Annotated in this window: 16 protein-coding genes and 1 pseudogene; 13 read left to right on the forward strand and 4 right to left on the reverse strand. The window is 40.2% G+C overall.

Annotation, left to right across the window (positions count from 1 at the left end; translation table 11 throughout):
• Positions 1-22: 22 nt before the first annotated feature.
• Positions 23-1,324: an MgtC/SapB family protein gene (locus V7O67_RS12950; protein WP_406671487.1), complete on the reverse strand. Its 1,302-nt coding sequence runs from the start codon at positions 1,322-1,324 to the stop codon at positions 23-25.
• A gap of 175 nt (positions 1,325-1,499) precedes the next feature.
• The gene (locus tag V7O67_RS12955; protein ID WP_342303665.1) at positions 1,500-2,444 is read right to left on the reverse strand and encodes an IS5 family transposase; all 945 of its coding nucleotides are present in this window, start codon (positions 2,442-2,444) and stop codon (positions 1,500-1,502) included.
• Positions 2,445-2,590: 146 nt separating this feature from the next.
• On the opposite strand from V7O67_RS12955, the gene V7O67_RS12960 reads away from it, so the two are divergent.
• The 6 genes from V7O67_RS12960 to V7O67_RS12985 all read left to right on the forward strand — a co-directional run bounded on the left by V7O67_RS12960 (position 2,591) and on the right by V7O67_RS12985 (position 10,735).
• Complete coding sequence (locus V7O67_RS12960) at positions 2,591-2,935, forward strand: 4Fe-4S binding protein (protein WP_342304445.1); 345 nt, start codon at positions 2,591-2,593, stop codon at positions 2,933-2,935.
• Between the two features lie 21 nt (positions 2,936-2,956).
• Positions 2,957-4,873 carry a CHAD domain-containing protein gene (locus V7O67_RS12965; protein WP_406670190.1) on the forward strand — a complete coding sequence of 639 codons (1,917 nt, stop codon included), beginning with the start codon at positions 2,957-2,959 and terminating at the stop codon, positions 4,871-4,873.
• A gap of 159 nt (positions 4,874-5,032) precedes the next feature.
• Positions 5,033-7,111, forward strand: coding sequence for a polyphosphate kinase 1 (ppk1, locus tag V7O67_RS12970; RefSeq protein ID WP_406657926.1), 2,079 nt, complete (start codon positions 5,033-5,035; stop codon positions 7,109-7,111).
• Entirely contained in the window at positions 7,108-8,001 is an 894-nt protein-coding gene (locus V7O67_RS12975; protein ID WP_406670191.1) for a Ppx/GppA phosphatase family protein, read from the forward strand. The genes ppk1 and V7O67_RS12975 overlap by 4 nt, the downstream gene beginning before the upstream one ends.
• Positions 8,002-8,234: 233 nt before the next feature.
• Positions 8,235-9,275, forward strand: coding sequence for a rod shape-determining protein (locus tag V7O67_RS12980; protein WP_342304441.1), 1,041 nt, complete (start codon positions 8,235-8,237; stop codon positions 9,273-9,275).
• Positions 9,272-10,735, forward strand: a complete 1,464-nt coding sequence (locus V7O67_RS12985) for a hypothetical protein (protein ID WP_406670192.1) — start codon at positions 9,272-9,274, stop codon at positions 10,733-10,735. Before V7O67_RS12980 ends, V7O67_RS12985 begins: the two co-directional genes overlap by 4 nt.
• An 81-nt stretch (positions 10,736-10,816) precedes the next feature.
• Here V7O67_RS12985 and pyrF read toward each other — a convergent pair whose 3' ends face one another.
• Both pyrF and V7O67_RS12995 read right to left on the reverse strand, forming a co-directional pair.
• Positions 10,817-11,470, reverse strand: coding sequence for an orotidine-5'-phosphate decarboxylase (gene pyrF, locus V7O67_RS12990; protein WP_406670193.1), 654 nt, complete (start codon positions 11,468-11,470; stop codon positions 10,817-10,819).
• Between the two features lie 22 nt (positions 11,471-11,492).
• A complete protein-coding gene (locus V7O67_RS12995; protein WP_406670194.1) occupies positions 11,493-12,446 on the reverse strand; it encodes a deoxyhypusine synthase in 954 nt (317 codons plus the stop codon).
• Positions 12,447-12,741: 295 nt separating this feature from the next.
• Between V7O67_RS12995 and V7O67_RS13000 the strand changes: the two genes are divergently transcribed.
• The 7 genes and pseudogenes from V7O67_RS13000 to mtaA all read left to right on the forward strand — a co-directional run bounded on the left by V7O67_RS13000 (position 12,742) and on the right by mtaA (position 20,654).
• Complete coding sequence (locus tag V7O67_RS13000; RefSeq protein WP_342304436.1) at positions 12,742-13,278, forward strand: hypothetical protein; 537 nt, start codon at positions 12,742-12,744, stop codon at positions 13,276-13,278.
• A gap of 382 nt (positions 13,279-13,660) precedes the next feature.
• Positions 13,661-14,605 carry an IS5 family transposase gene (locus V7O67_RS13005; protein WP_342303665.1) on the forward strand — a complete coding sequence of 315 codons (945 nt, stop codon included), beginning with the start codon at positions 13,661-13,663 and terminating at the stop codon, positions 14,603-14,605.
• 400 nt (positions 14,606-15,005) lie between these two features.
• Positions 15,006-15,410: a hypothetical protein gene (locus tag V7O67_RS13010; protein ID WP_406670195.1), complete on the forward strand. Its 405-nt coding sequence runs from the start codon at positions 15,006-15,008 to the stop codon at positions 15,408-15,410.
• A 22-nt stretch (positions 15,411-15,432) separates the two neighbouring features.
• Positions 15,433-16,281, forward strand: a complete 849-nt coding sequence (locus tag V7O67_RS13015; protein WP_406670196.1) for a metallophosphoesterase — start codon at positions 15,433-15,435, stop codon at positions 16,279-16,281.
• Positions 16,278-19,110, forward strand: a pseudogene (locus V7O67_RS13020) (DEAD/DEAH box helicase). Before V7O67_RS13015 ends, V7O67_RS13020 begins: the two are co-directional and overlap by 4 nt.
• Before the next feature lie 112 nt (positions 19,111-19,222).
• A complete protein-coding gene (locus tag V7O67_RS13025; RefSeq protein WP_342304432.1) occupies positions 19,223-19,408 on the forward strand; it encodes an MM0924 family protein in 186 nt (61 codons plus the stop codon).
• A gap of 235 nt (positions 19,409-19,643) precedes the next feature.
• A complete protein-coding gene (gene mtaA, locus V7O67_RS13030; RefSeq protein ID WP_406657911.1) occupies positions 19,644-20,654 on the forward strand; it encodes a methylcobamide:CoM methyltransferase MtaA in 1,011 nt (336 codons plus the stop codon).
• Positions 20,655-20,852: the final 198 nt, after the last annotated feature.

Consider the following 20,852-nt stretch of genomic DNA (forward strand, 5'->3'; position numbering starts at 1 on the left):
TATGGCTATAGAGATTGGTGAATCAACTCAGATATGCTCTCATGTAAAAGCTCCATATTATAAGTGTAACTGACCCCGCAATTACAATTGCGATGAATGACAACAGTGCTGTCCTGAATAACTCCGGTGAACCGCTGATCTTTATGTAAAGTGGTTTGCTGAGAGTGCTGACAAGCCCTGCGAGTATTGCGGTCTCAGCGGCAGTCTGGACCGACAGGTTTCCTGTGAATGCCAATGCTGCAACTGAAGCTGTCACAGCAGAACTGCTGACAATTCCACCAAGTGCTGTTGCATAAGCTCCTCCTGCTCCTGCATACTCATTTGCAAAGTTTGCAATTATGAGAAGTATTGTGAAAACCGCACCGAATTTGAATGCCGGACCAAGGGCAAAAGGTGATCCGATCTCAATACTTTCTTCAATGTTCAATGTCTTCTTCCATTTCAGTATTACAAAAACCATGGCAATGATTCCCATTACTATGAAAGGTGGTGCCATCATTGATGCGGTCTTTGCACTTGGATCCGCTATCAATGCTATTATTGTGTTGCTTATGATCATTGAAACAACAGAGAGCATCGCACCAATGTGGATAGAATCCTTAAGTATTGGTCTTTTTCTGGATAGTCCTGACAGTGCGGCTATTGTAGCCTCACTGTTTATGAATCCTCCAAACAGGCCGGAATAAGGAATACCTCCTTGTGGTCCCATCTTCTTCAGGGACAGGTAGCTTACAAAACTGATGAACGATACAAGCACAACGATGAGTATGGATTGCTTTAGCCTTATGATCCCATAGATAGGTTCTTCCGGAACGATAGGATAAAGGACGAAGGCGACTGCAAGGAATTTTAGTGCACTATTAATGTCACCTTCTGAGAGATGTTCTGCAAATGAGTGCAGGGGTTTTTTCTCTATCAACAGGAAAGTCAGTATCAGAGCCGTAACTATTGCTATCAGATATAGTCCCTGGGCGACGATTATTCCTAAAAGGTATGTACAGAAGAGTGCAATTGCAGTTGTGAGACCTGATTTCCCTTTTAGTACGTTGATCATATATATGAGGGATGCTGAAGAAAAGGCAGCAAGCAGGGTTGTTACAACAAGTATCCAGATACCAATGTATGAAGCGAGGAAAGTGGCAAGAGTGCCTGTTATACAGGTTATTGCAAAGGTCCTTACACCTGCAAATATCTTTTTGTCCGCACGCCAGTGTTCTCTTTCAAGGCCTATAAGTATCCCTATCATCAATGAAAGTATTATCTTTTCCAGGAAAACAACATGTACAGGGTCGATGTCCCATTGGATGACCTGGATCGTAATAATCTCTCCTTGATAGAATACATATCAAATACTGCTCTGTCTAATATTATATAGAGGATTTCGATATTCCCTCATTTTAGATCATTAAAGTATTCAAACTCAATTATATCCTCTCATTTTTTATCATTTTGTTTATTTCTCTTCATTAATCCTTATTTTTAGTATAGCTCCCGCTATCCTAAATTACTCCTTTGGTTTTTAGTGTCCTCAATTGATGCAGATTAAAACAAAAAGCTGTCATCAACATTTTTGCATTCACTCTTTCTACAGTTGTAACAAGAACCTTTCTGGTTTTAAATATTTCTTTTGTCACTGCATACACTCTTTCGCAAGGGACTCTTTTCACACTTATTCTTTCATTTCTGAGGATATCCATTATTCCTAAAGGATGTCCTCTTACAGCTCGTTGCATTGTTGCTGCAAAACCTTTTGCTATTGCTCCAAAATATCCTTTATCTCTATACACCACTTCACCCTTTTCAGACAGATCAACCTGTGAATCGTGAAGTGATGCAGTTGTTGTCTCAAATCTTCTGATTAGTTCATAATCCTTATCAATAATTGTATGAAGTTTGTATCCAAAGTGAGATTTACCATTTTTCTTAGTCCAGGTTCCATCTTTGCTTCTTCTTGTTTTCGCATCTTTTCCTCTGAGTACATCTGCTTTTGCATGTCCTGGATCTGAGTGAATAAAAGTTGCATCCTGGATCATTCCTTTTTTAATCTTCAAACCAAGAGCATCAAGCTGATTCTGCATTTCATCCCACACCGCTTTTTCTTTACCATTGTCGATAATTCTCTTCCTGAATGACCAGACAGTTGTACTGTCTGGTACATATTCAGGAAATCCCAGGAATTTCCTAAAGGATATCCTGTCAATACACTGCTTTTCAAGCTCAGCATCAGAAAGACCATGCCATTGTTGCAGAACAAGCATCTTGAACATTACAATAACATCAGCTTCAGGCCGTCCGCCTGAAGCTGTTCTGTTTATGTACATTGACTCCAGAATAGGGCGAAAAGGCTTCCAATCTACTAAATATTCAATTTCAGCAAGCTTATCTCCGACAGATTGGAGACGCTTATATTCTTCATTTAAGGCAAAATCAGTAAAAGAATCCATAATAGTAAATTTGCTTTGCTATTATTTATATTTTATTAAATTGTATGGGTATTGATGGTAGTTTATCGAAATCCTCTATAGTATATTATATTCACTGTATATACTTTTATACCTGCTTAACCCATTGTTAATTAGGATTGGGTAATATGCCATTGGTCAATAAAAAGAAATGTACAGCATGCAAAAAGTGCGTTAAGAAATGTCCGGTGGATGCAATTAAAATGGTAAAAGGGAAAGCCATTATTATAGACGAAAAATGCATCAACTGTGGAAAATGCATAAAGATCTGCCCTGTAAAAGCAATTCTTAAGGACAGGGAAATAGTGAAATTTAAGATTCAATCAAAATTAAAAGCAGTAAATAGTTCTCTTTCCGGATATAAGAGTAAAAAGGCAAAGAAGCGCCTTATTAAAAGTCAAATGCGACAACTGAAAATGCAGCAGAAGGTCCTTCAGGAAACGATGAAAGGATTGAAACGCATAAAGTTATAATAAGTTAAAGAGGGGAGATAGTTGTCATCGAACATGCTTGTTAAGAAGTACTCCTTAGTTGCATCGCTTGGTTTTTTGTTCGGTCTGGTATTTTGCATGACTGGCCTTCTGTTTGCTATGGTGAGCAGACTTAGTCGTAATTCCAGTCCGGAAGTTATACTGACAGTTTGCTTCCTTCTGGGGGCCGGGATATTGTTCATTCTTGCAGGCATCATTCTTGCGGGCATGCGCCAGCGATTTTCACGAAGTTATTCGTTCATAACAGGTATATTGCTCTCTGTAACCGGACTTCTTATTTTCACATTCTCTTTCCCTGAAAGCTGGACATACCCAAAGGTGTCCTATGTGATAATGTTCTATTCAGTGGGTATTTTTCTGTTACTGATCAATATTTTTGTCAATTACTTCCTGCAGGCCTTTACAGGCACAGAAACGCAAGCAACAGTGGCACAGAAACAAAAGCCTGATATCAGTAATGAATATAGTCAATTTAATGATCGTTCCGTACTTGCAACCTTTGCGGGTATTATGGTGACTAATATAACATCAGGTTCCTATGAGCCTTCCTTCCTTACTGATACCAATGGAAGATATGACCATTTTATTGTAAACGATAAAGTTTCTGAAGAAAAACAGCCAGAGCCACAAATAATGGGACAAACTGAGGAAACTATGATCCCTGAGAAAAACACAATTCATAATCCTTCAATTAATGCAGAGATGAAAGAAAATGTTCATTTTGAAGATGATAGTTTCAATGAACCAACAGCTATGGAAACGACACAATTTCCCGAAATAGTTGATGTTTTGGAAACAGAGGACAATGGACTGCCTGAAGATGGTTCAGATGAAAATGTTGAGCCGACTTTTGCGCCTGTAACGGAAACCAGGGGATTATCAACTACAGTCGTTCCTGTTATTCCGTTCTCTGAATTCCGTTCTCTGGAAAAGACCAATATCAAGGCAACTGATACGATGCGTGAAGCAGCGCACAAGATTCTGATGTTTCATTTCGGAGTAATGATTGAGCATGAGAGGGGCACCAAAGTTGGGAAAGACATAGAAGAGCTACACGACATGCGCGTTGCCGCAATGCGTATGCGTTCTGTTGTTGAAGTTCTGGAAGATTATCTTGATATGAAGGAAATGTCTTCATATTACAAGAACATCAAATCCACAAGAAAAGTCCTTGGGACAGTCCGGGATCTGGACGTTTTCCTTGAGAAGATCGATCACTATCTTGAAGGGCAGCCTCCTGAAAGAAGACTGGAAATGGATCCGCTTACAGATTCCATTCTGATTGAGAGGGCAAAAAATCGAGGTAACATGCTTGTGTATCTTGATGATTCAAAATATAACAAATTCAAAAAGAATTTTTCCAGCTACCTCCTGCATAAAAAGTCATGGAAAATGAAATCCGTAAAAAAGGATGGTGAGCCCATTCCATCCAGGGTAAGGGATATATTACCTGTACTTTTGTACACACAGTTTGCAACTGTAAGGGCATATGATGAAATTGTCTCCGACGAGTCAATAGTTGATCCATCTCTGGAAAAGTATCATCAGCTAAGGATCGATGTTAAGATATTACGTTACACGCTTGAGTTCTTCAAGGAAGTGCTTGGTTCCGAGTCCAAAGGACTAATAAAGGACCTTAAGGTCCTTCAGGACAATCTTGGAGATATGCATGACACTGTTGTTGCGCTCGAGCTTCTGGAAAACTTTGAAAAATATGGCACGTGGGGTGAAGTGAGTAAGAAGAAGTCATCAGGTTCCGGTGGACTTCAGGATTATCCGGGTGTTGATGCCTACATGGAATACAGGAAACAGGAACTTCAAAATTTGCTTGAGGCTTTTCCGAATGCATGGTCAAAGGTTATTGACCATGATTTCAGTGTTAGGTTCTCTCAGGCAATATCAGGTATTTACACTTCCTGAAAATGATGTCTGCTGAGTCTCAATAGGCTACTAATAACTACACTGTATTATGTAGGACTATATATGGATCTGTATGAAGTATTATATAATAGGATTGTTGTATTTTTATCAAAATGCCACAGCAAGCTAATGTTTTTACAATCAAGGAATATGACCTCTATGTCCGACAAAGTAGATGAGTATGTTAACAGGGAAATCAGCTGGCTTTCGTTTAATGAAAGAGTGCTTCAGGAAGCAAAAGATCCTGAAGTCCCGTTAATTGAGCGTTTGAAGTTCCTTGGGATATTTTCTTCAAATCTTGATGAATTCTTCAGTGTAAGGGTTGGGACACTGCAGCGTATGATAGATGCAGGTGTAAAATCCAAGGCAATGGTTGGTGTTTCCCCGAAGAAAGTCATGAAACAGGTGCATCACATAGTATTAAGGTTACGTGATGATTTTGACAGGGTATTTGCTGAACTTACAGAGGAGCTGGAAGAGCATAACATTTTCATTGTCGATGAAACCCAGCTTGACGAAACCCAGAGTTCTTTCCTTAAGACCTATTTCCAGGAAAAAGTAAGACCACGTCTTATTCCTGTAATGCTGAAGGACGTTCCAAGCTTTCCATATCTTAAGAACCAGGTTCTCTATCTTATAATCGACGTTCGGAAGAAATGGGATCCAAATAGTTCTAAATTTGCTTTGATAGAAGTACCTGCAGATGTGCTTCCACGTTTTATTATGCTGCCTGAATCCGGCGACAGGAAATGCGTGATAATGCTGGATGATATTATTCGGTTCGGTCTTGATGATATCTTTTCAACCTTCGAGTATGATTCCATTAGTGCATATACAATAAAATTGACAAGAGATGCTGAACTGGATATCGATGATGATGTAACCAAGAGTTTCTTTGAAAAGGTATCCCAGAGTCTGGAAGAAAGGAAGAAAGGTCAGCCTGTACGCTTTGTCTATGACAGGGATATGCCCTACTATTTGCTCGATTTTACATTAAAGAGGCTGGAGATACAGAAATTCGAAAATCTGGTTCCCGGGGGAAAGTACCATAACGCTAAGGACTTCATGAATTTCCCGAAAATAGGTCCCGATTCTTTCTATTACAAAAAGAAGCATCCTTTTCCTTTGCCTCATAAAGATCTCATGAGTCACAAAAGTATTTTTGCTGCCATGAGGGAACGGGATATCCTTCTTCATTATCCATACCAGTCATTCGACTATTTCATCGATCTTCTGAGGGAAGCTGCTATTGATCCTTATGTATCAAGCATAAAAGTCACTCTTTACAGGGTTGCCCGTAATTCCAATGTCATCAATGCACTCATCAATGCAATAAAGAATGGAAAAAGTGTTACAGTTGTTATCGAACTTCAGGCACGGTTTGATGAGGAGTCTAATATTTACTGGACACAGAAACTCGAAGATGCAGGTGCAAGGATAATCGATGGTGTACCTGGTTTGAAGGTCCACTCAAAACTCTGTCATATCACCAGGCGTGAGGAGAATGACATTGTTCACTATTCATGTATCGGAACCGGTAATTTCAATGAGTCCACAGCAAAACTCTATTGTGACCACATGCTTATGACCAGAAATCCGGACCTGACATTCGAAGTCGAGAAGGTTTTTGATTTTTTCGCTCACAATTACAAAATTTACAACTACAAGCATCTTGTAGTCGCTCCTCTTCAAATGCGTAATACATTCGAGAAATACATTGACGATGAAATCGAGAACGCTAAGGCTGGTAAACCGGCATATATCCTTGCAAAGATGAATAGTCTTGTGGATAGTGAGATGATCAATAAACTGTATGATGCCAGCAAGGCAGGTGTCAGGATCAAGATGGTCGTCAGGGGGATATGCTCACTTGTGCCGGGTGTCAAGGGCCTGAGTGAGAATATTGAAGTAGTGAGTATAGTTGACAAATACCTTGAACATTCACGAATTTTTATTTTCTGTAACAATGGCGATGAGAGATATTATATTTCGTCAGCTGACTGGATGGTAAGAAACCTGGACCGGCGTGTAGAAGTTGCCACTCCTATCTATGATACTTCAATAAGAAACGAATTGGCAGAATATATGAACCTGCAGTTCCTTGACAATACAAAAGCAAGGATTATCAACGATCGCCAGGATAATCAATACAAGAAAGGCGGTAAAAAGTCCTACCGTGCCCAGGAAGACATTTATACATTCCTTGAAAAACAATTAGTTAACGAGGACATCGAATGAAATTTGCTGCAATAGATGTGGGCTCTAATGCTGTGCGCTTGCTTCTGTCAAAAGTAGATACGGAAGGTATTGAGCCTATTTACGAAAAGATTTCTCAGATACGTATGCCTATACGCCTCGGGGATGATGCCTTTGTCCACGGACATATCTCTGATGAGAAGGTTCGTCAGTTAGTCAAAACAATGATCGCTTTTAAGCATCTTATGGATGCCTATGAGCCGATAGATTTCATGGCATGTGCTACATCTGCAATGAGGGAAGCGGAGAATAGCGAAAAAATTGTCAGGAAAATTAAAGAAGAAAGTGGCATCGATTTAAAAGTAATAAGCGGAAGGAGAGAAGCAAAGATTATCTACTCCAATCGCATTGAAAAGATAATTGCCAATGGTGATCCTTCTTCCTATCTGCACGTTGATGTGGGTGGAGGAAGTACCGAATTGATACTCTTTAAAGGCGGGAAGGTTTTTGCCTACAGGTCATTTAATATCGGTACCATTCGAATGCTTGAAGGCATTGTTACAAAACATGATTGGAATGAGATGAAACGCTGGGTGAAAAGTGTGACCCGTGATCACATGCCAGATTATGCTATTGGAAGCGGTGGCAATATCAACAAGCTCTTTCGTATGTCCGGCAGGAAGGATGGTACTCTTCTAATGGATAAGGATATTAAGGATCTTAATAAATATCTTAAAGGTTTTACACTGGAGCAGCGTATAACAAAACTTGGTCTTCGGCCTGACAGGGCTGATGTCATTATTCCGGCATCAAAGATCTATTTCTCTGTCATGAAATGGGGACATATCGATCAAATGCATGTTCCACGGCTCGGACTTGCAGACGGTATCATACACGTTTTGTACAAAAAGCATAAAGAGAGTTATATATAATTCAGCTGAATATATATCTTATTTTGTTCATAGAACTAGAAAGCTTGTTTAATGGCGACAGTATCTATTTCTTACCTTTTCTCTATTTTTTTTATGTTTATTCATCGCCATAGAATGAAATCCCATGTTCATAATATATAAATACTGATTTAATAAGATTCCATAGCATGGAAATAATTCCATGATAGAGTTACTTCAAATTCATGGGACTTAACTAAAACCTGGTAGATCATATGGAGGAGTTTGACAACAATAGTAGATGCCTGTATCTTGGGATAGACGTGGGTATGTTCAAAACATCGGTTTGCACCAGCGATGGTAAAAAATTCTCTGAGAGAACTGCAATAGCTTTTTTGCAGAAAGATAGTGAAGACCCTGAAGAGAGCATACTATCCGGAAAAGAGGCTGTGGCATTGGAAAATGGCACTATCCAATACTTCCTTAAAAGTGAATTGAAAGAAGAAGATGATGTTCTTCATTTTAAGAAGTTTTTAAAACACTTTCTTAATAAACATGCTGTTAATCCTGCTAAAGATAGTACCTATGCAATGATAGGTGTTCCTTCAAATGCTGGCAGGGAATACAAAATCAAGCTTCTGGAGCTTTTCAGTGAGATATTTTCAGGTGCAATGGTTGTAGATGAACTTTTTTGCATAGCTTACAAAAAATCGCTTCTGGAAGGGGGACTAATAGTGGATATAGGTTCTCATAAAACAGACATTTGCGTTATTAACAGCAATATCCCGCAAGAAGATGATTGCCTGAGCCTTCCATGTGCCGGAAAAAATATCGATAGTGAAATAGTCAAGCTTATCAATGAAAGATGGCCGGATTCAAGGATCACAGAAGAACTTGCTATGGGTTGGAAAGAAGAGTATGGATATCTTGGTTCTTGTTCAGATCAATGTGTTGTAGACATTCCCCTTGAAAATGGCACTATTCAGGAATCAATAGCTGAAGAAATGCAGATCTCATGTGAGTTTGTGTTAACTGATGTTGTTTCAGGGATTACCAGGATGTTATCCGATGTGGATCCTGAGATACGTGAGTCCATACGGAACAATATCCACATATTTGGAGGTACAAGTAATCTGCCTGGCCTTGGTACCTTTATTGAGCACGAACTTAAAGAGCTTGGTGGAGGTAAAGTTTTCCTTGACTTAGACTCTACGTTTGGTATTTCTGAAGGTGCACTGGAACTTGCCAGAAACATGCCGCTGGAATTCTGGCAACAACTACGTGCCGGGAAACAGGATAAGGAATTGATATTATGAACTCATCTAATTGGTCAGGGGGAAAAAAGAAGTCTGAAAAATCATCTAAGGTTTTCACTCCGAATATTTATAGAAAACCCATTGCAACAGATGATAGGGAAAAGGGGGTAGCACAAGATGTATCTTCCTCCAGTCCGCAAAACTACATGCCAGGGGATAATTCAGTTCATGTCCCTGCAAATCAGGAATCTGTTCACAGTGTGCCGGAATCAGAGATAGAGTACCTTGTCCAAAAAGAGTCTGTGCTTTCTGAAATAAAAACGCGCTATGAATCCGATATCAGTGAATATGAGGAAAAACAGAAAGAACTTGATGAACTCAAAAGTCAATTTTCCGAACAGGAAAAAGTGCTTAGGAATAAATGCGCGATAATTAAGTCTGCTGTGCAGAGGGCTGAAAGGTCCATCCCTCCTGAGCAGACAGCAGAACTCGAAAAGAAGATTACTGCATTTGAACAAAAGCGTTCTGTGTTTGAAGTTCAGGCTAAAGAGTTTGAAGACTCAAGAATTGGATATGAAAAAGAACTTGCTGAGTACACTTCAGAAATGGAAGAATTATCTTCCCTAAGATCGGCCTACGATAATGAGCTAAAACAGTACAAGCAGCAGAAAAATGAGCTTGATGAAAAATGCCGGTCTTTAGAGGAAAAACTTTCAGCAGGTGAGGAAATCTCCCTTGAGCTGTCAGATATTACTTATCCTGCAGCCGTTGAGGCCATAAAGTCCAGTTATTATTCTGAATTGAAAGAGCTCAATCGCAAGCGTGCGGATATTGAGACACTCAGGTCTGAACTTGAGGATGAAGAAGCACTACTCACTGAAAAACGTTCTTCAATAGGGATAATAAAAGAAAACATACATACAGAGCTCGTTGAACTTGGTCCAAAGACAGATGAACTTGAAGCTTCCAGGCTAAAGTATGAAGAAGGCGTAAGGGCTCATAAGGAGAAGGAAATAGCTTTCCAGAACGAGGTTAAGGCTCTGGAGGATAAGAAAGCCGAGCTTGTGGGTGAGGATGAAAAACTCATGTTAAAGCATGAGGAAAATATCCAGCTTCACAAAGAAAAGGAACTTGCTTTCCAGGATGAGATGAAGGCTCTGAAAGAGAGGAAAACCGAGCTTGAAGCTGAGGATGAAAAGCTAAGGTTTAGAAGTGAGGAAAATACAAGACTTGAAGGGAGTATGGAAAAAACTCTTGCAGAGCTGGAATCCAAACGTAAGGAGCTTGAAGAACTTCTTGAGACCACAAGCAAGGAAATTGGTACGCATGTGACCATCCACCGTCAACATCTGGATATCAAGAAGCTCAATAACAAAATGGAACAGCAGACTATCTATATACAGAGTCTTGAAAACTCGATCTCAGGTCTTAAAATGAGTCTTGAGGAAGCAAAGTCTGATGTTAAAAAGAATGAGGTATTTTCTCAGATCCTCAAACAGAATCTGGAATTAATAGGATGATATGTGTGCCTCAGAACTCATAGGGTTCATCATGGATCAGAACAGTTTTATCATCACAGGCACACAAGTTCAAATTAAATATCAGATGACTTCTTTAATCTCGTCAACTATTTTTTTGGCAGCCATTTCAGGTTCATCTGATTGGTATATGCTTCTTCCTACGATCGCCCAGTCAGCACCTGCCTTAATGGTATCTGAAGCACTGCCTCCCTGTGCGCCAACTCCCGGTGATATTATGGCAATCTCGTCACCTATTATCCTTCTGATCTCTTTTACTCTCTCCGGTCTCGTGGCAGGGGCTACAACACCTGAAGCTTCTGCGTTTGCTGCCATTCTTGCAATAGCTTCTCCGGCATCCTGCATTAGGTCAAGTGCACCTGGGTGACTCATCTCTGTAACTACAAAAACATCCTTTCCACGTTCACGTGCGAGGTCAACACAGATCTTTAAGCTGTCATGTCCGGTAAATCCTTGTACAATAACTGCATCTGCACCTGCATCGAATACCTGCTCACATATCAGGCGGTTTGTGTTCGGGATATCTGCTACCTTGAAGTCTGCTATGATGTGTGCATACTTTGCAAGCTCCCCAATGATACCGAGTCCGCTTGCAAGTACCAGTGGATATCCCACTTTTATGGCATCCACATTTCCTGCAACATCCTGTGCTATCTTTATGGCCTCATCCCTATTCAGAACATCCAGTGCAAGTATGAGTCTTGTGTTCTTTTCCATGATCTACTCCTGGATATGTTTTTTACAAATTTGCAAGTCTGCTCCTTGCAGCTGCAACAAGGATGGGAAGAGTGATTGTGGCATCGGAGTGAACTGTTACGGAGCGTGCTGTCTCACTGACCTTTCCCCACGAGCGTGCTTCATCGAGTGTTGCACCGCTCAGACCACCGGTCTCCGGTGTGTCCATAGTCAACTGTATGGCATATTCGAATTCCTGGTGCGTGATAAGCATTGACTGGAAGATGTAGTTCTTGGGAACACCGCCACCTATAAGTACGGCACCCGGATCTTTTGCCTCGTAGCAGATGTCGATTATCTCTTTCATGTCTGCAAAGACATCAACGTTGAGTTTGTTGGTCTGCTTGTAGAGCCATGCCTGAAGTCCTATCATGGAGTCCTGTATCGCAGGACAGTAGACTGGTACGTTCATGTCGGCTGCAGCCCTGAGGATGGAGTCCCTGTCATCGATATTGTTTCCGAGGTGTGTCATGAACTCCCTTATGGAGATGGTCTCGGGACCGATATCGGAGAGTATGCTCTTGATCTTCTCTTCGAAGTCAACAAAATAAGGTTCAGGGAGATAGACATCATATATCCTGTTTATCTCATCGTTTTTCAGTTCGATGTCATCACATTCCGCACATCCCTTGTAGTGATGCAGTCCCATTGATTCAACTATCTCATGTACCATGTTGGCACCGGTGGTAACAAGCACATCGATGTAACCGTCATAGATGAGATCAGTTACTATCTGTCGCATTCCGGCAGGCACCATTGCACCTGCGAGCCCGAAAAAACTGGTGGACCCGTTTGCAAGCATCTCGGTGTAGATGTCTGCGGCATCGGCTAATTTGCCCGCACCGAAGGCACAGCCATCGATGGCAAACACAAGTTCGTCCACGCTCATATTCCCAGTGATCTTTGCCTGTCTGATAGGATCCTGGAGTTTTTCTCCATATGAATGACAATGTTCCATTTTGAAAGCCTCTGTATACGCTGTTTTACAGCAACAATGTTCTTTAAGGTTTCTTCGGCAATGTATGTATTTTTAAATTATTTGAAGGAAAACAAGTAGGGTGTTATCTTCTATTGTTTGTTTTATTGTGTGGAAGAGTATGCAAGGTTCAAATTCAAGACATTTCATGTGGGTAAGGGGATATAGGAACTCTATTTTTTTGTACGCTATTTGTCATGGACATAAACAGTGAAAAATATTTATGCGTGGTTGTTGTATCTTAATATGCAAACCTACTCAGGAGTTACTTTTAAATATGGATGTTTTAACAAACAGAGAAATAGTATCAATATTTTTATCCATATTACTCATTATAATAATTTTGTCCATAAAGGAAGCAAGAATTTCGTTTTTTCAAGTCATTAAATCTTTTTTTAAAAGAATAATATTTTCGTATTTCTTCTGGTATTTCGTCTACCTATCTTTGTTTATATATCTCCTTTATTACTTTGAATTGTGGGATATAAGTGACCTTAAAGAAACAACAATATGGTTTATTTTTTCAGGGTTACCAATTGGTATATTTGTTGCAATGAATAACTTAGAACATGGTTTCTGGAAAAGATTAATTCTGAAAAATATAAAACTAATAACGCTTGTAGAGATTATTATTATTATTAGTTCATTTTCATTGGTTGTTGAGATATTCATAGCCGGGATTATAGGGCTTATATTATTGATGAACGCCGTATCTAAATCCGATGAATTATATAAAAATGTAGAAAAATCCCTGAACATAATTTTATGCATTCTTGGTTTTTTATACTATCTTATTCTTTGTATAGATCAGTAAGTGAAATACATTCAATTGGATATGTTAGTTATTTGAAAAGTTTTTTGTTCCCTGTAGTTTATTCAATAATATCAATACCTTACATGTACCTTTTTAAAGTCAGGGTTGTGTATCATGATCTTTTCAGGAGGCTAGAACATGGAAAAAAACGAAGTAAAGGACTTAACTTGTTAATCAAACTACATTTGCTTCTATTTTGTAAGATTAGTCTCAAAAAGTTGCAAATGGCTGCAAATATGGGTAATTGTAATTTAATGTTAATATCGTCAACAGATGACCTAGATAACATGATTAAAAAATATAAGAGAGGATTTCGAGAAACTACCATCAATACTCATACAATTTAATAAAATTTAAATAATAGCAAAGCAAATTTACTATTATGGATTCTTTTACTGATTTTGCCTTAAATGAAGAATATAAGCGTCTCCAATCTGTCGGAGATAAGCTTGCTGAAATTGAATATTTAGTAGATTGGAAGCCTTTTCGCCCTATTCTGGAGTCAATGTACATAAACAGAACAGCTTCAGGCGGACGGCCTGAAGCTGATGTTATTGTAATGTTCAAGATGCTTGTTCTGCAACAATGGCATGGTCTTTCTGATGCTGAGCTTGAAAAGCAGTGTATTGACAGGATATCCTTTAGGAAATTCCTGGGATTTCCTGAATATGTACCAGACAGTACAACTGTCTGGTCATTCAGGAAGAGAATTATCGACAATGGTAAAGAAAAAGCGGTGTGGGATGAAATGCAGAATCAGCTTGATGCTCTTGGTTTGAAGATTAAAAAAGGAATGATCCAGGATGCAACTTTTATTCACTCAGATCCAGGACATGCAAAAGCAGATGTACTCAGAGGAAAAGATGCGAAAACAAGAAGAAGCAAAGATGGAACCTGGACTAAGAAAAATGGTAAATCTCACTTTGGATACAAACTTCATACAATTATTGATAAGGATTATGAACTAATCAGAAGATTTGAGACAACAACTGCATCACTTCACGATTCACAGGTTGATCTGTCTGAAAAGGGTGAAGTGGTGTATAGAGATAAAGGATATTTTGGAGCAATAGCAAAAGGTTTTGCAGCAACAATGCAACGAGCTGTAAGAGGACATCCTTTAGGAATAATGGATATCCTCAGAAATGAAAGAATAAGTGTGAAAAGAGTCCCTTGCGAAAGAGTGTATGCAGTGACAAAAGAAATATTTAAAACCAGAAAGGTTCTTGTTACAACTGTAGAAAGAGTGAATGCAAAAATGTTGATGACAGCTTTTTGTTTTAATCTGCATCAATTGAGGACACTAAAAACCAAAGGAGTAATTTAGGATAGCGGGAGCTATACTAAAAATAAGGATTAATGAAGAGAAATAAACAAAATGATAAAAAATGAGAGGATATAATTGAGTTTGAATACTTTAATGATCTAAAATGAGGGAATATCGAAATCCTCAAGAGTATATTGTCCCAAGATACGTCACTTAAAAACGAATAAGTAGTTAGACTTTACCCTAAAATGTACCGATTCTATTTTGATGATTAAACTCTGGTATCTCCAACCTTTCCCTAACATGCTCATTCAAACAAAATAGCTTCTCAACTTCAGCATTCTTCTTCATATAACGCAAAGTACCATTAGAGAATTCCATATCTCACCAACATAAGAATCAGTTATCTCCCTGTCCACACTACATAATCTAAATATCACATGAATCCAATATTTCCTTAATGAGTTCTATAGTTGATCGGATAGTCCCAAAGCAACGAAAGATGTCAACAAAAGTTGGCGGGTTGCTGATAATCGTGGGGGAGACAATGTTCCTTTTCTCACTGCTGAATTTCCTGATGATAACAAGGCTTCAGTATTATAGTTCAGGGGACAGTTTCATGAGAACACTTTTCCCTCATTACCTCTTCTTCCTTGCAGCATTATTCATTGCTGCATTCATAGGCATGTGGCTGACCTATGTGTATGTGTTCCCAAGCAAACAGCGATTTGCACAGGAACAGGCCATCAAGGATGACAGAAGTCCTCTTTTTAACAAGGTGCTGGACATCGAAAGTGATATTGAAGAACTAAAAACTGCTGTCATTGAGCTGTCTAAAAAGATGGATCACATGGCTGAAAAATAAAACCGTTAATTATCCATCAACAATGACAATCGAGATAGACCCTCTTATTGATGAACCTGCACTTGTGGTAAGCAATGATACAAAGGCACTGATAATTGCCGATGTGCACTTAGGGATAGAGTGGGATCTCTACAGAAGTGGCTTTTCGATTCCAAGCCGCATGAAACATGGTCTTGAGAGGATCCTTGGTTATATTGAAAAAGTATCTCCTGACAGGATAATCCTGCTTGGTGATGTGAAGCATAATGTTCCCCAGATATCCTGGCAGGAGCGGGACGAGATCCCGTATTTCCTTTCAGTGCTCTGCGACCATGCAATGGTGGATATCTTTCCAGGGAATCATGACGGTGGTATTGAGTACCTGCTGCCGGAAAGGAAGAATATAACCGTACATCCTGTACGTGGTTCTGTAATAGAGGGTGTGGGATATTTCCACGGGCATACCTGGCCTGACCCGGCTCTGCTCTGCGCAAAATACATAATCGCCGCTCACAATCATCCTACTATTCGTTTAACTGATTCACTGGGGTATGCCACAGTTGAGCAAAGCTGGATTCGGACACATCTGAATTTATCTGCACTGCAGGGACATTTCATAAGTCAGGACCTGAAGAAGGAAAACGGCAACTGGAACGACCCGGAGTTGATAGTCATACCGTCGTTCAATGAACTCTGTGGTGGAGTTGCATTCAACGAATCTCTTCATGATGATCTGCTTGGGCCGCTGTTTTCTTCAAAAAGTGTGGATATTGACAATGCGCAGGCCTATCTTCTGGACGGAACAAATCTCGGGAAACTGAAAAATATAAGAAAACTGGAAGAGAGTAAGATGCGTCCCTCAGGAAGAAAAAGAAAGGGTGCTATAAAATGAGTTTTGGCAACATCTTTGACTCTTTTGACTCCCGGATACAGGATGCTTTGAAAAAACAGGGTTTTGAAGCTCCCACCGAACCACAGGAAAAGGTTTTTCCGCATATACTTAAAGGTGAACATACTTTTCTGGTGGCTCCCACCGGTTCAGGTAAAACTGAATCAGCCGTGCTTCCGATATTTCATGCAATTCTTTCCAAAAGCAAAGAACAGAGGGCTGGCATTTCCGCACTTTATATAACTCCTCTTCGTGCACTGAACCGTGATATGCTTTCACGTATACAGTGGTGGGGAGCTGAACTTGGTATTGATGTCCGGGTACGTCACGGAGATACTTCCCAGTACGAGCGACAAAAACAATCACGTAACCCGCCTGATGTTTTGATAACCACTCCTGAGACTCTCCAGGCAATGTTCACGGGTTCACGCCTGCGTAAGAACCTTGAGTATGTGACTCATGTTGTGGTGGACGAAATACATGAGATGGCATCCTCGAAGAGAGGCACTCAGCTTGCTGTCGGTCTGGAGAGGCTTGTGGAACTTGCAGGTGAGTTCCAGAGAATAGGACTTTCAGCAACAGTAGGCAATCCTGAAGAAGTTGCAAAGTTCCTTGCAGGGTCAGAGAGGGAAGTTTCCGTAGTTTCGGTTTCCATGCTCAAGCTTCTGGAGTTCAGTGTAGTGAATCCGCAGGTAACAGAAGATGATGTGGCACTTTCAAAGAAGCTGGCCTGTGATGTTCAGTTCGCTGCACATCTGCGTTGTGTCAGGGATATAGTCCTGAATAATGTTTCCACATTGATATTTGTGAATACCAGGCAAAGTGCTGAAGCACTCGCATCCGGTTTCAAGATACTTGAACTGCCTATTGGTGTGCACCACGGCTCTTTATCAGTGGATTCCAGGATAGAGGCTGAGGAATCTTTTAAAAGCGGTGACCTTAGGGGTCTTATATGCACATCTTCAATGGAACTGGGAATCGATATCGGTAACGTGGATCATGTAGTTCAATATGGTTCTCCAAGGCAGGTTTCCAGGCTTTTGCAGCGTGTGGGTCGTGCAGGCCATAGGATACATGAGGTTTCCAGGGGCACTATCCTGGCAATGGGAGTGGACGATGTGGCAGAGAGCATGGCTATATGTAAACTTGCTCTTGAGGGTAAAGTGGAAGCTATTGATCCGCATATGAATTCCCTTGATGTTGTTGCAAACCAGATATCAGGCCTTGTTCTTGATTTTGGTGAAGTTGGGATAGATAAAATATACAGTATCCTGAAACGTGCATATCCTTTCAAAGACCTGCGGATAGAGGTTCTCAGAAAAGTAATCAGTCAGATACTGGATTACAGGATGGTGTGGAATGAGGAAGGATCGGATGTATTTTCACGCAGAAGGAAAAGCTGGCAATACTATTATGATAACCTTTCCATGATACCTGATGAGAAAAAGTATGAGATATTTGATATAGTCACCGGAAGGACTGTGGGTGTTCTTGACGAGGCTTTTGTCATCAATTTTGTAACTCCTGGAGCTGTTTTCATAACCAAGGGCGATATGTGGAGGGTACTTGAGATGAACAGTGACCGTGACAGGATTAAAGTAGAACCTGTGCGTGGAATGGGAGAAATACCAAGCTGGGTAGGTGAGGAAATACCTGTACCTTTTGAAGTTGCTCAGGAAGTAGCAAACATTCGTTCCTTTGTTGCTGGTATGGTCCATGATGGAAAAGATGATGAGTATATCTCAAAGGAGGTTTGTTCTGTTTACCCTCTGGAACCTGAAGGTCTGGAGGAGTTGCTTTCTGTACTGAGAGATCATGTCGAGGGTGGTTATCCATTGCCTGACCAGCATATGTTCGTTATCGAGAATGACGGTGATGCAGTTCTTATAAATTCATGTCTGGGTCATAATGCAAATGAAACTTTTGCAAAGGTTCTGACATCACTACTTGCTGCAAGATACGGGAGCAGTGTCTCTCAGGAAATTGATCCGTACAGGATACGATTACAGCTTCCAAGAAGAATAAAGGCCCGGGAAATCGAGCAATTGGTACGCGATATACAACCCGAACATATAGAACCTATCATAGAGATGACCTTGAAGAACACCTCTCTTATGAAATGGAAGATGGTACATGTTGCCAGAAAGTTCGGAGCCCTGAGTAAGGATATCGATTATGACCGGATAAGCATGAAAAAACTGCTTGAGATATACCGTGGGACAGCCATGTATGACGAGGTTATAAGGGAGATCTTCCATACGATGCTTGATGTTGGAAAGGGTTACGGAGATTCTTACAAGACTTTCCTCGGGGGATATTCTTGTTGTTGTCAGCAGTTCAACACCAATAGGCAGTTCCGGTTTTTCCATGAAAAGGGATCTTATTGCACCTGAAAAGGCTGACAGGTCCATAGTAATGGCCCTTAAAGGACGGATTATGAATGACAGGGTCATACTTTTCTGTGTACATTGCAAAAAGTGGACCTCAAGAAGACAGGTAAAAAATGTTCATGATGATATCATCTGTCCTGTATGTGATTCGAAGATGATAGCTTCCCTGAAACCCTGGGAAGAGGATGAGATAAAGCTTGTACGAAAACAGGAAAAGCTAAGCTCGAAGGAAGATCTCAAACGTGTAAAGAGGGTTTACAGGAATGCAAATATTGTGATGACACATGGAAAACAGGCTGTAATAGCACTTGCCAGCAGGGGTGTGGGTCCCGAGATGGCAACACGTGTGATACAGAAGATGAGACATGATGAAGAGGCATTTTACAGGGATATACTTGTTGCAGAGAGAAATTATGCAAAAAATAAGAGATTTTGGAGCTAAATTGCTTTTATCTGTAAGGCTATTCGGATAGATAATGTTAATATAAAAAAAAGTACAAAATTTAAATGTGTAGGGTTTTTTGACCTATGGATTTATAGATGGGAGGCTAAATATGCAATCGTTTATAGTTGAACATTACCTGCAAAAGAAGATTGATATCTATTGTGGTGGACCTGACAGATTCTATGGTGTTGTTGAAGCATGTGCTGATGGTGTTCTGACCATAAAGGACAATGATATGTACACGCACATTGCCATTGATAAGATCATTGCGATTTGGAGTGATGGGAAAAAGTAATAAAAGGTATTTAATAGTTGATAATACTTTTCAAATTATTCTTCATTTGAATCAATTGCTTTAATTTTTTTCCTTGTTTAATCCAATAGCTTTATATCAGATGATTACTCCCAGCATATTTTTCCTTGTTTTCTGCATCCCTCAGCTTTAATCTAATAATTCTAATCCAATAGTTTTATATCTTATGCAACGTAAATCAAAATGACTAAAATCTACTATAAAGAGAAGGATTCATATGAACATGAAAGAAAGGTTTTTGAAAGCATTACAGGGCGAAGAAGTTGACAAAGTTCCGGTTTTGTCTGTAACACAGACAGCTATTGTTGAGCTAATGGACAAGACTGGCGCTGCATGGCCGGAAGCGCACAGTGATGCACAGAAAATGGCAGACCTGGCATACGCATCATATTCAGAATGTGGTCTTGAAGGTGTCAGGGCTCCATATTGTCTCACAGTACTTGCAGAAGCTATGGGCTGTGAAGTCAACATGGGTACAAAGAACAGGCAGCCTTCCGTAACAGATCACCCATATCCAAAGGGTGTCGACAACCTCAAGATGCCAGACAATCTCCTTGCCGAAGGCAGGATTCCAGCAGTAATGGAGGCACTTGGCATTCTGAAAGAAAAGACCGGAGGCGAAGTACCTGTAATTGCCGGTATGGAAGGTCCGGTAACCCTTGCATCCGACCTTGCAAGCGTAAAGAAGTTCATGAAATGGTCTATCAAGAAGCCGGAAGACTTCCAGACAATTCTTGATTTCGCATGTGATGCATGTATCGAGTATGCAAATGCTCTTCTTGATGCAGGTGCAGATGTCATTAGTGTACCGGACCCGGTAGCTTCACCAGATCTTATGGCTCCAGACACATTTGACACTGTCCTTAAACCAGTTCTCCAGAAATTTGCTGATGGTGTAAAAGGCCCGATGATTCTCCACGTTTGTGGTGATGTTTCCCCGGTTCTTGAAATGATGGCAGACTGCCACTTTGAATCTATCAGTATCGAAGAGAAGGTTACAGATCTTGCGGGCGCAAAGGCAAAAGTTGCCGGTAAGGTAACAATCTGCGGTAATGTTTCCAGCCCATTCACTCTTCTTGCAGGCGATGAAGCCAAAGTCAAGGCAGACTCAAAGAAGGCTCTTGATGACGGAATCGATGTACTTGCACCAGGCTGTGGTATTGCACCGGACACCTCCGTTGCAAACCTTAAAGCAATGGTTGCAGCAAGAGACGAGTACTACGCATAATTTTTCTAAACAGACATACCATAGTTCACTATGGTCATGTCTATATTCTTTTTTTATTCGATTTGTATTAATTACATTCCATTGCTTTCGTTTTTATTATTCAGTGTTAACATAACGTTTTAATATGACTTAGGCACATCTCTAAATGCTCAAATGTTATTTGTGCTACTAGTTCGTCTTTTGAAATTTAACTTTGGA

It is taken from the genome of Methanolobus sp. ZRKC4 (assembly GCF_045291305.1).
GTDB lineage: Archaea > Halobacteriota > Methanosarcinia > Methanosarcinales > Methanosarcinaceae > Methanolobus.

What these genes read in the sequence shown, in the direction of transcription:
- V7O67_RS12975 (WP_406670191.1), top strand. Translation starts at nt 7,108, where the DNA reads ATGAAATTTGCTGCAATAGATGTGGGCTCTAATGCTGTGCGCTTGCTT.
- pyrF (WP_406670193.1), bottom strand. Translation starts at nt 11,470, where the DNA reads ATGGAAAAGAACACAAGACTCATACTTGCACTGGATGTTCTGAATAGG.
- V7O67_RS13010 (WP_406670195.1), top strand. Translation starts at nt 15,006, where the DNA reads ATGAGTTCTATAGTTGATCGGATAGTCCCAAAGCAACGAAAGATGTCA.
- V7O67_RS13005 (WP_342303665.1), top strand. Translation starts at nt 13,661, where the DNA reads ATGGATTCTTTTACTGATTTTGCCTTAAATGAAGAATATAAGCGTCTC.
- V7O67_RS13015 (WP_406670196.1), top strand. Translation starts at nt 15,433, where the DNA reads ATGACAATCGAGATAGACCCTCTTATTGATGAACCTGCACTTGTGGTA.
- mtaA (WP_406657911.1), top strand. Translation starts at nt 19,644, where the DNA reads ATGAACATGAAAGAAAGGTTTTTGAAAGCATTACAGGGCGAAGAAGTT.
- ppk1 (WP_406657926.1), top strand. Translation starts at nt 5,033, where the DNA reads ATGTCCGACAAAGTAGATGAGTATGTTAACAGGGAAATCAGCTGGCTT.
- V7O67_RS12995 (WP_406670194.1), bottom strand. Translation starts at nt 12,446, where the DNA reads ATGGAACATTGTCATTCATATGGAGAAAAACTCCAGGATCCTATCAGA.
- V7O67_RS13000 (WP_342304436.1), top strand. Translation starts at nt 12,742, where the DNA reads ATGGATGTTTTAACAAACAGAGAAATAGTATCAATATTTTTATCCATA.
- V7O67_RS12960 (WP_342304445.1), top strand. Translation starts at nt 2,591, where the DNA reads ATGCCATTGGTCAATAAAAAGAAATGTACAGCATGCAAAAAGTGCGTT.
- V7O67_RS13025 (WP_342304432.1), top strand. Translation starts at nt 19,223, where the DNA reads ATGCAATCGTTTATAGTTGAACATTACCTGCAAAAGAAGATTGATATC.
- V7O67_RS12985 (WP_406670192.1), top strand. Translation starts at nt 9,272, where the DNA reads ATGAACTCATCTAATTGGTCAGGGGGAAAAAAGAAGTCTGAAAAATCA.
- V7O67_RS12955 (WP_342303665.1), bottom strand. Translation starts at nt 2,444, where the DNA reads ATGGATTCTTTTACTGATTTTGCCTTAAATGAAGAATATAAGCGTCTC.
- V7O67_RS12980 (WP_342304441.1), top strand. Translation starts at nt 8,235, where the DNA reads ATGGAGGAGTTTGACAACAATAGTAGATGCCTGTATCTTGGGATAGAC.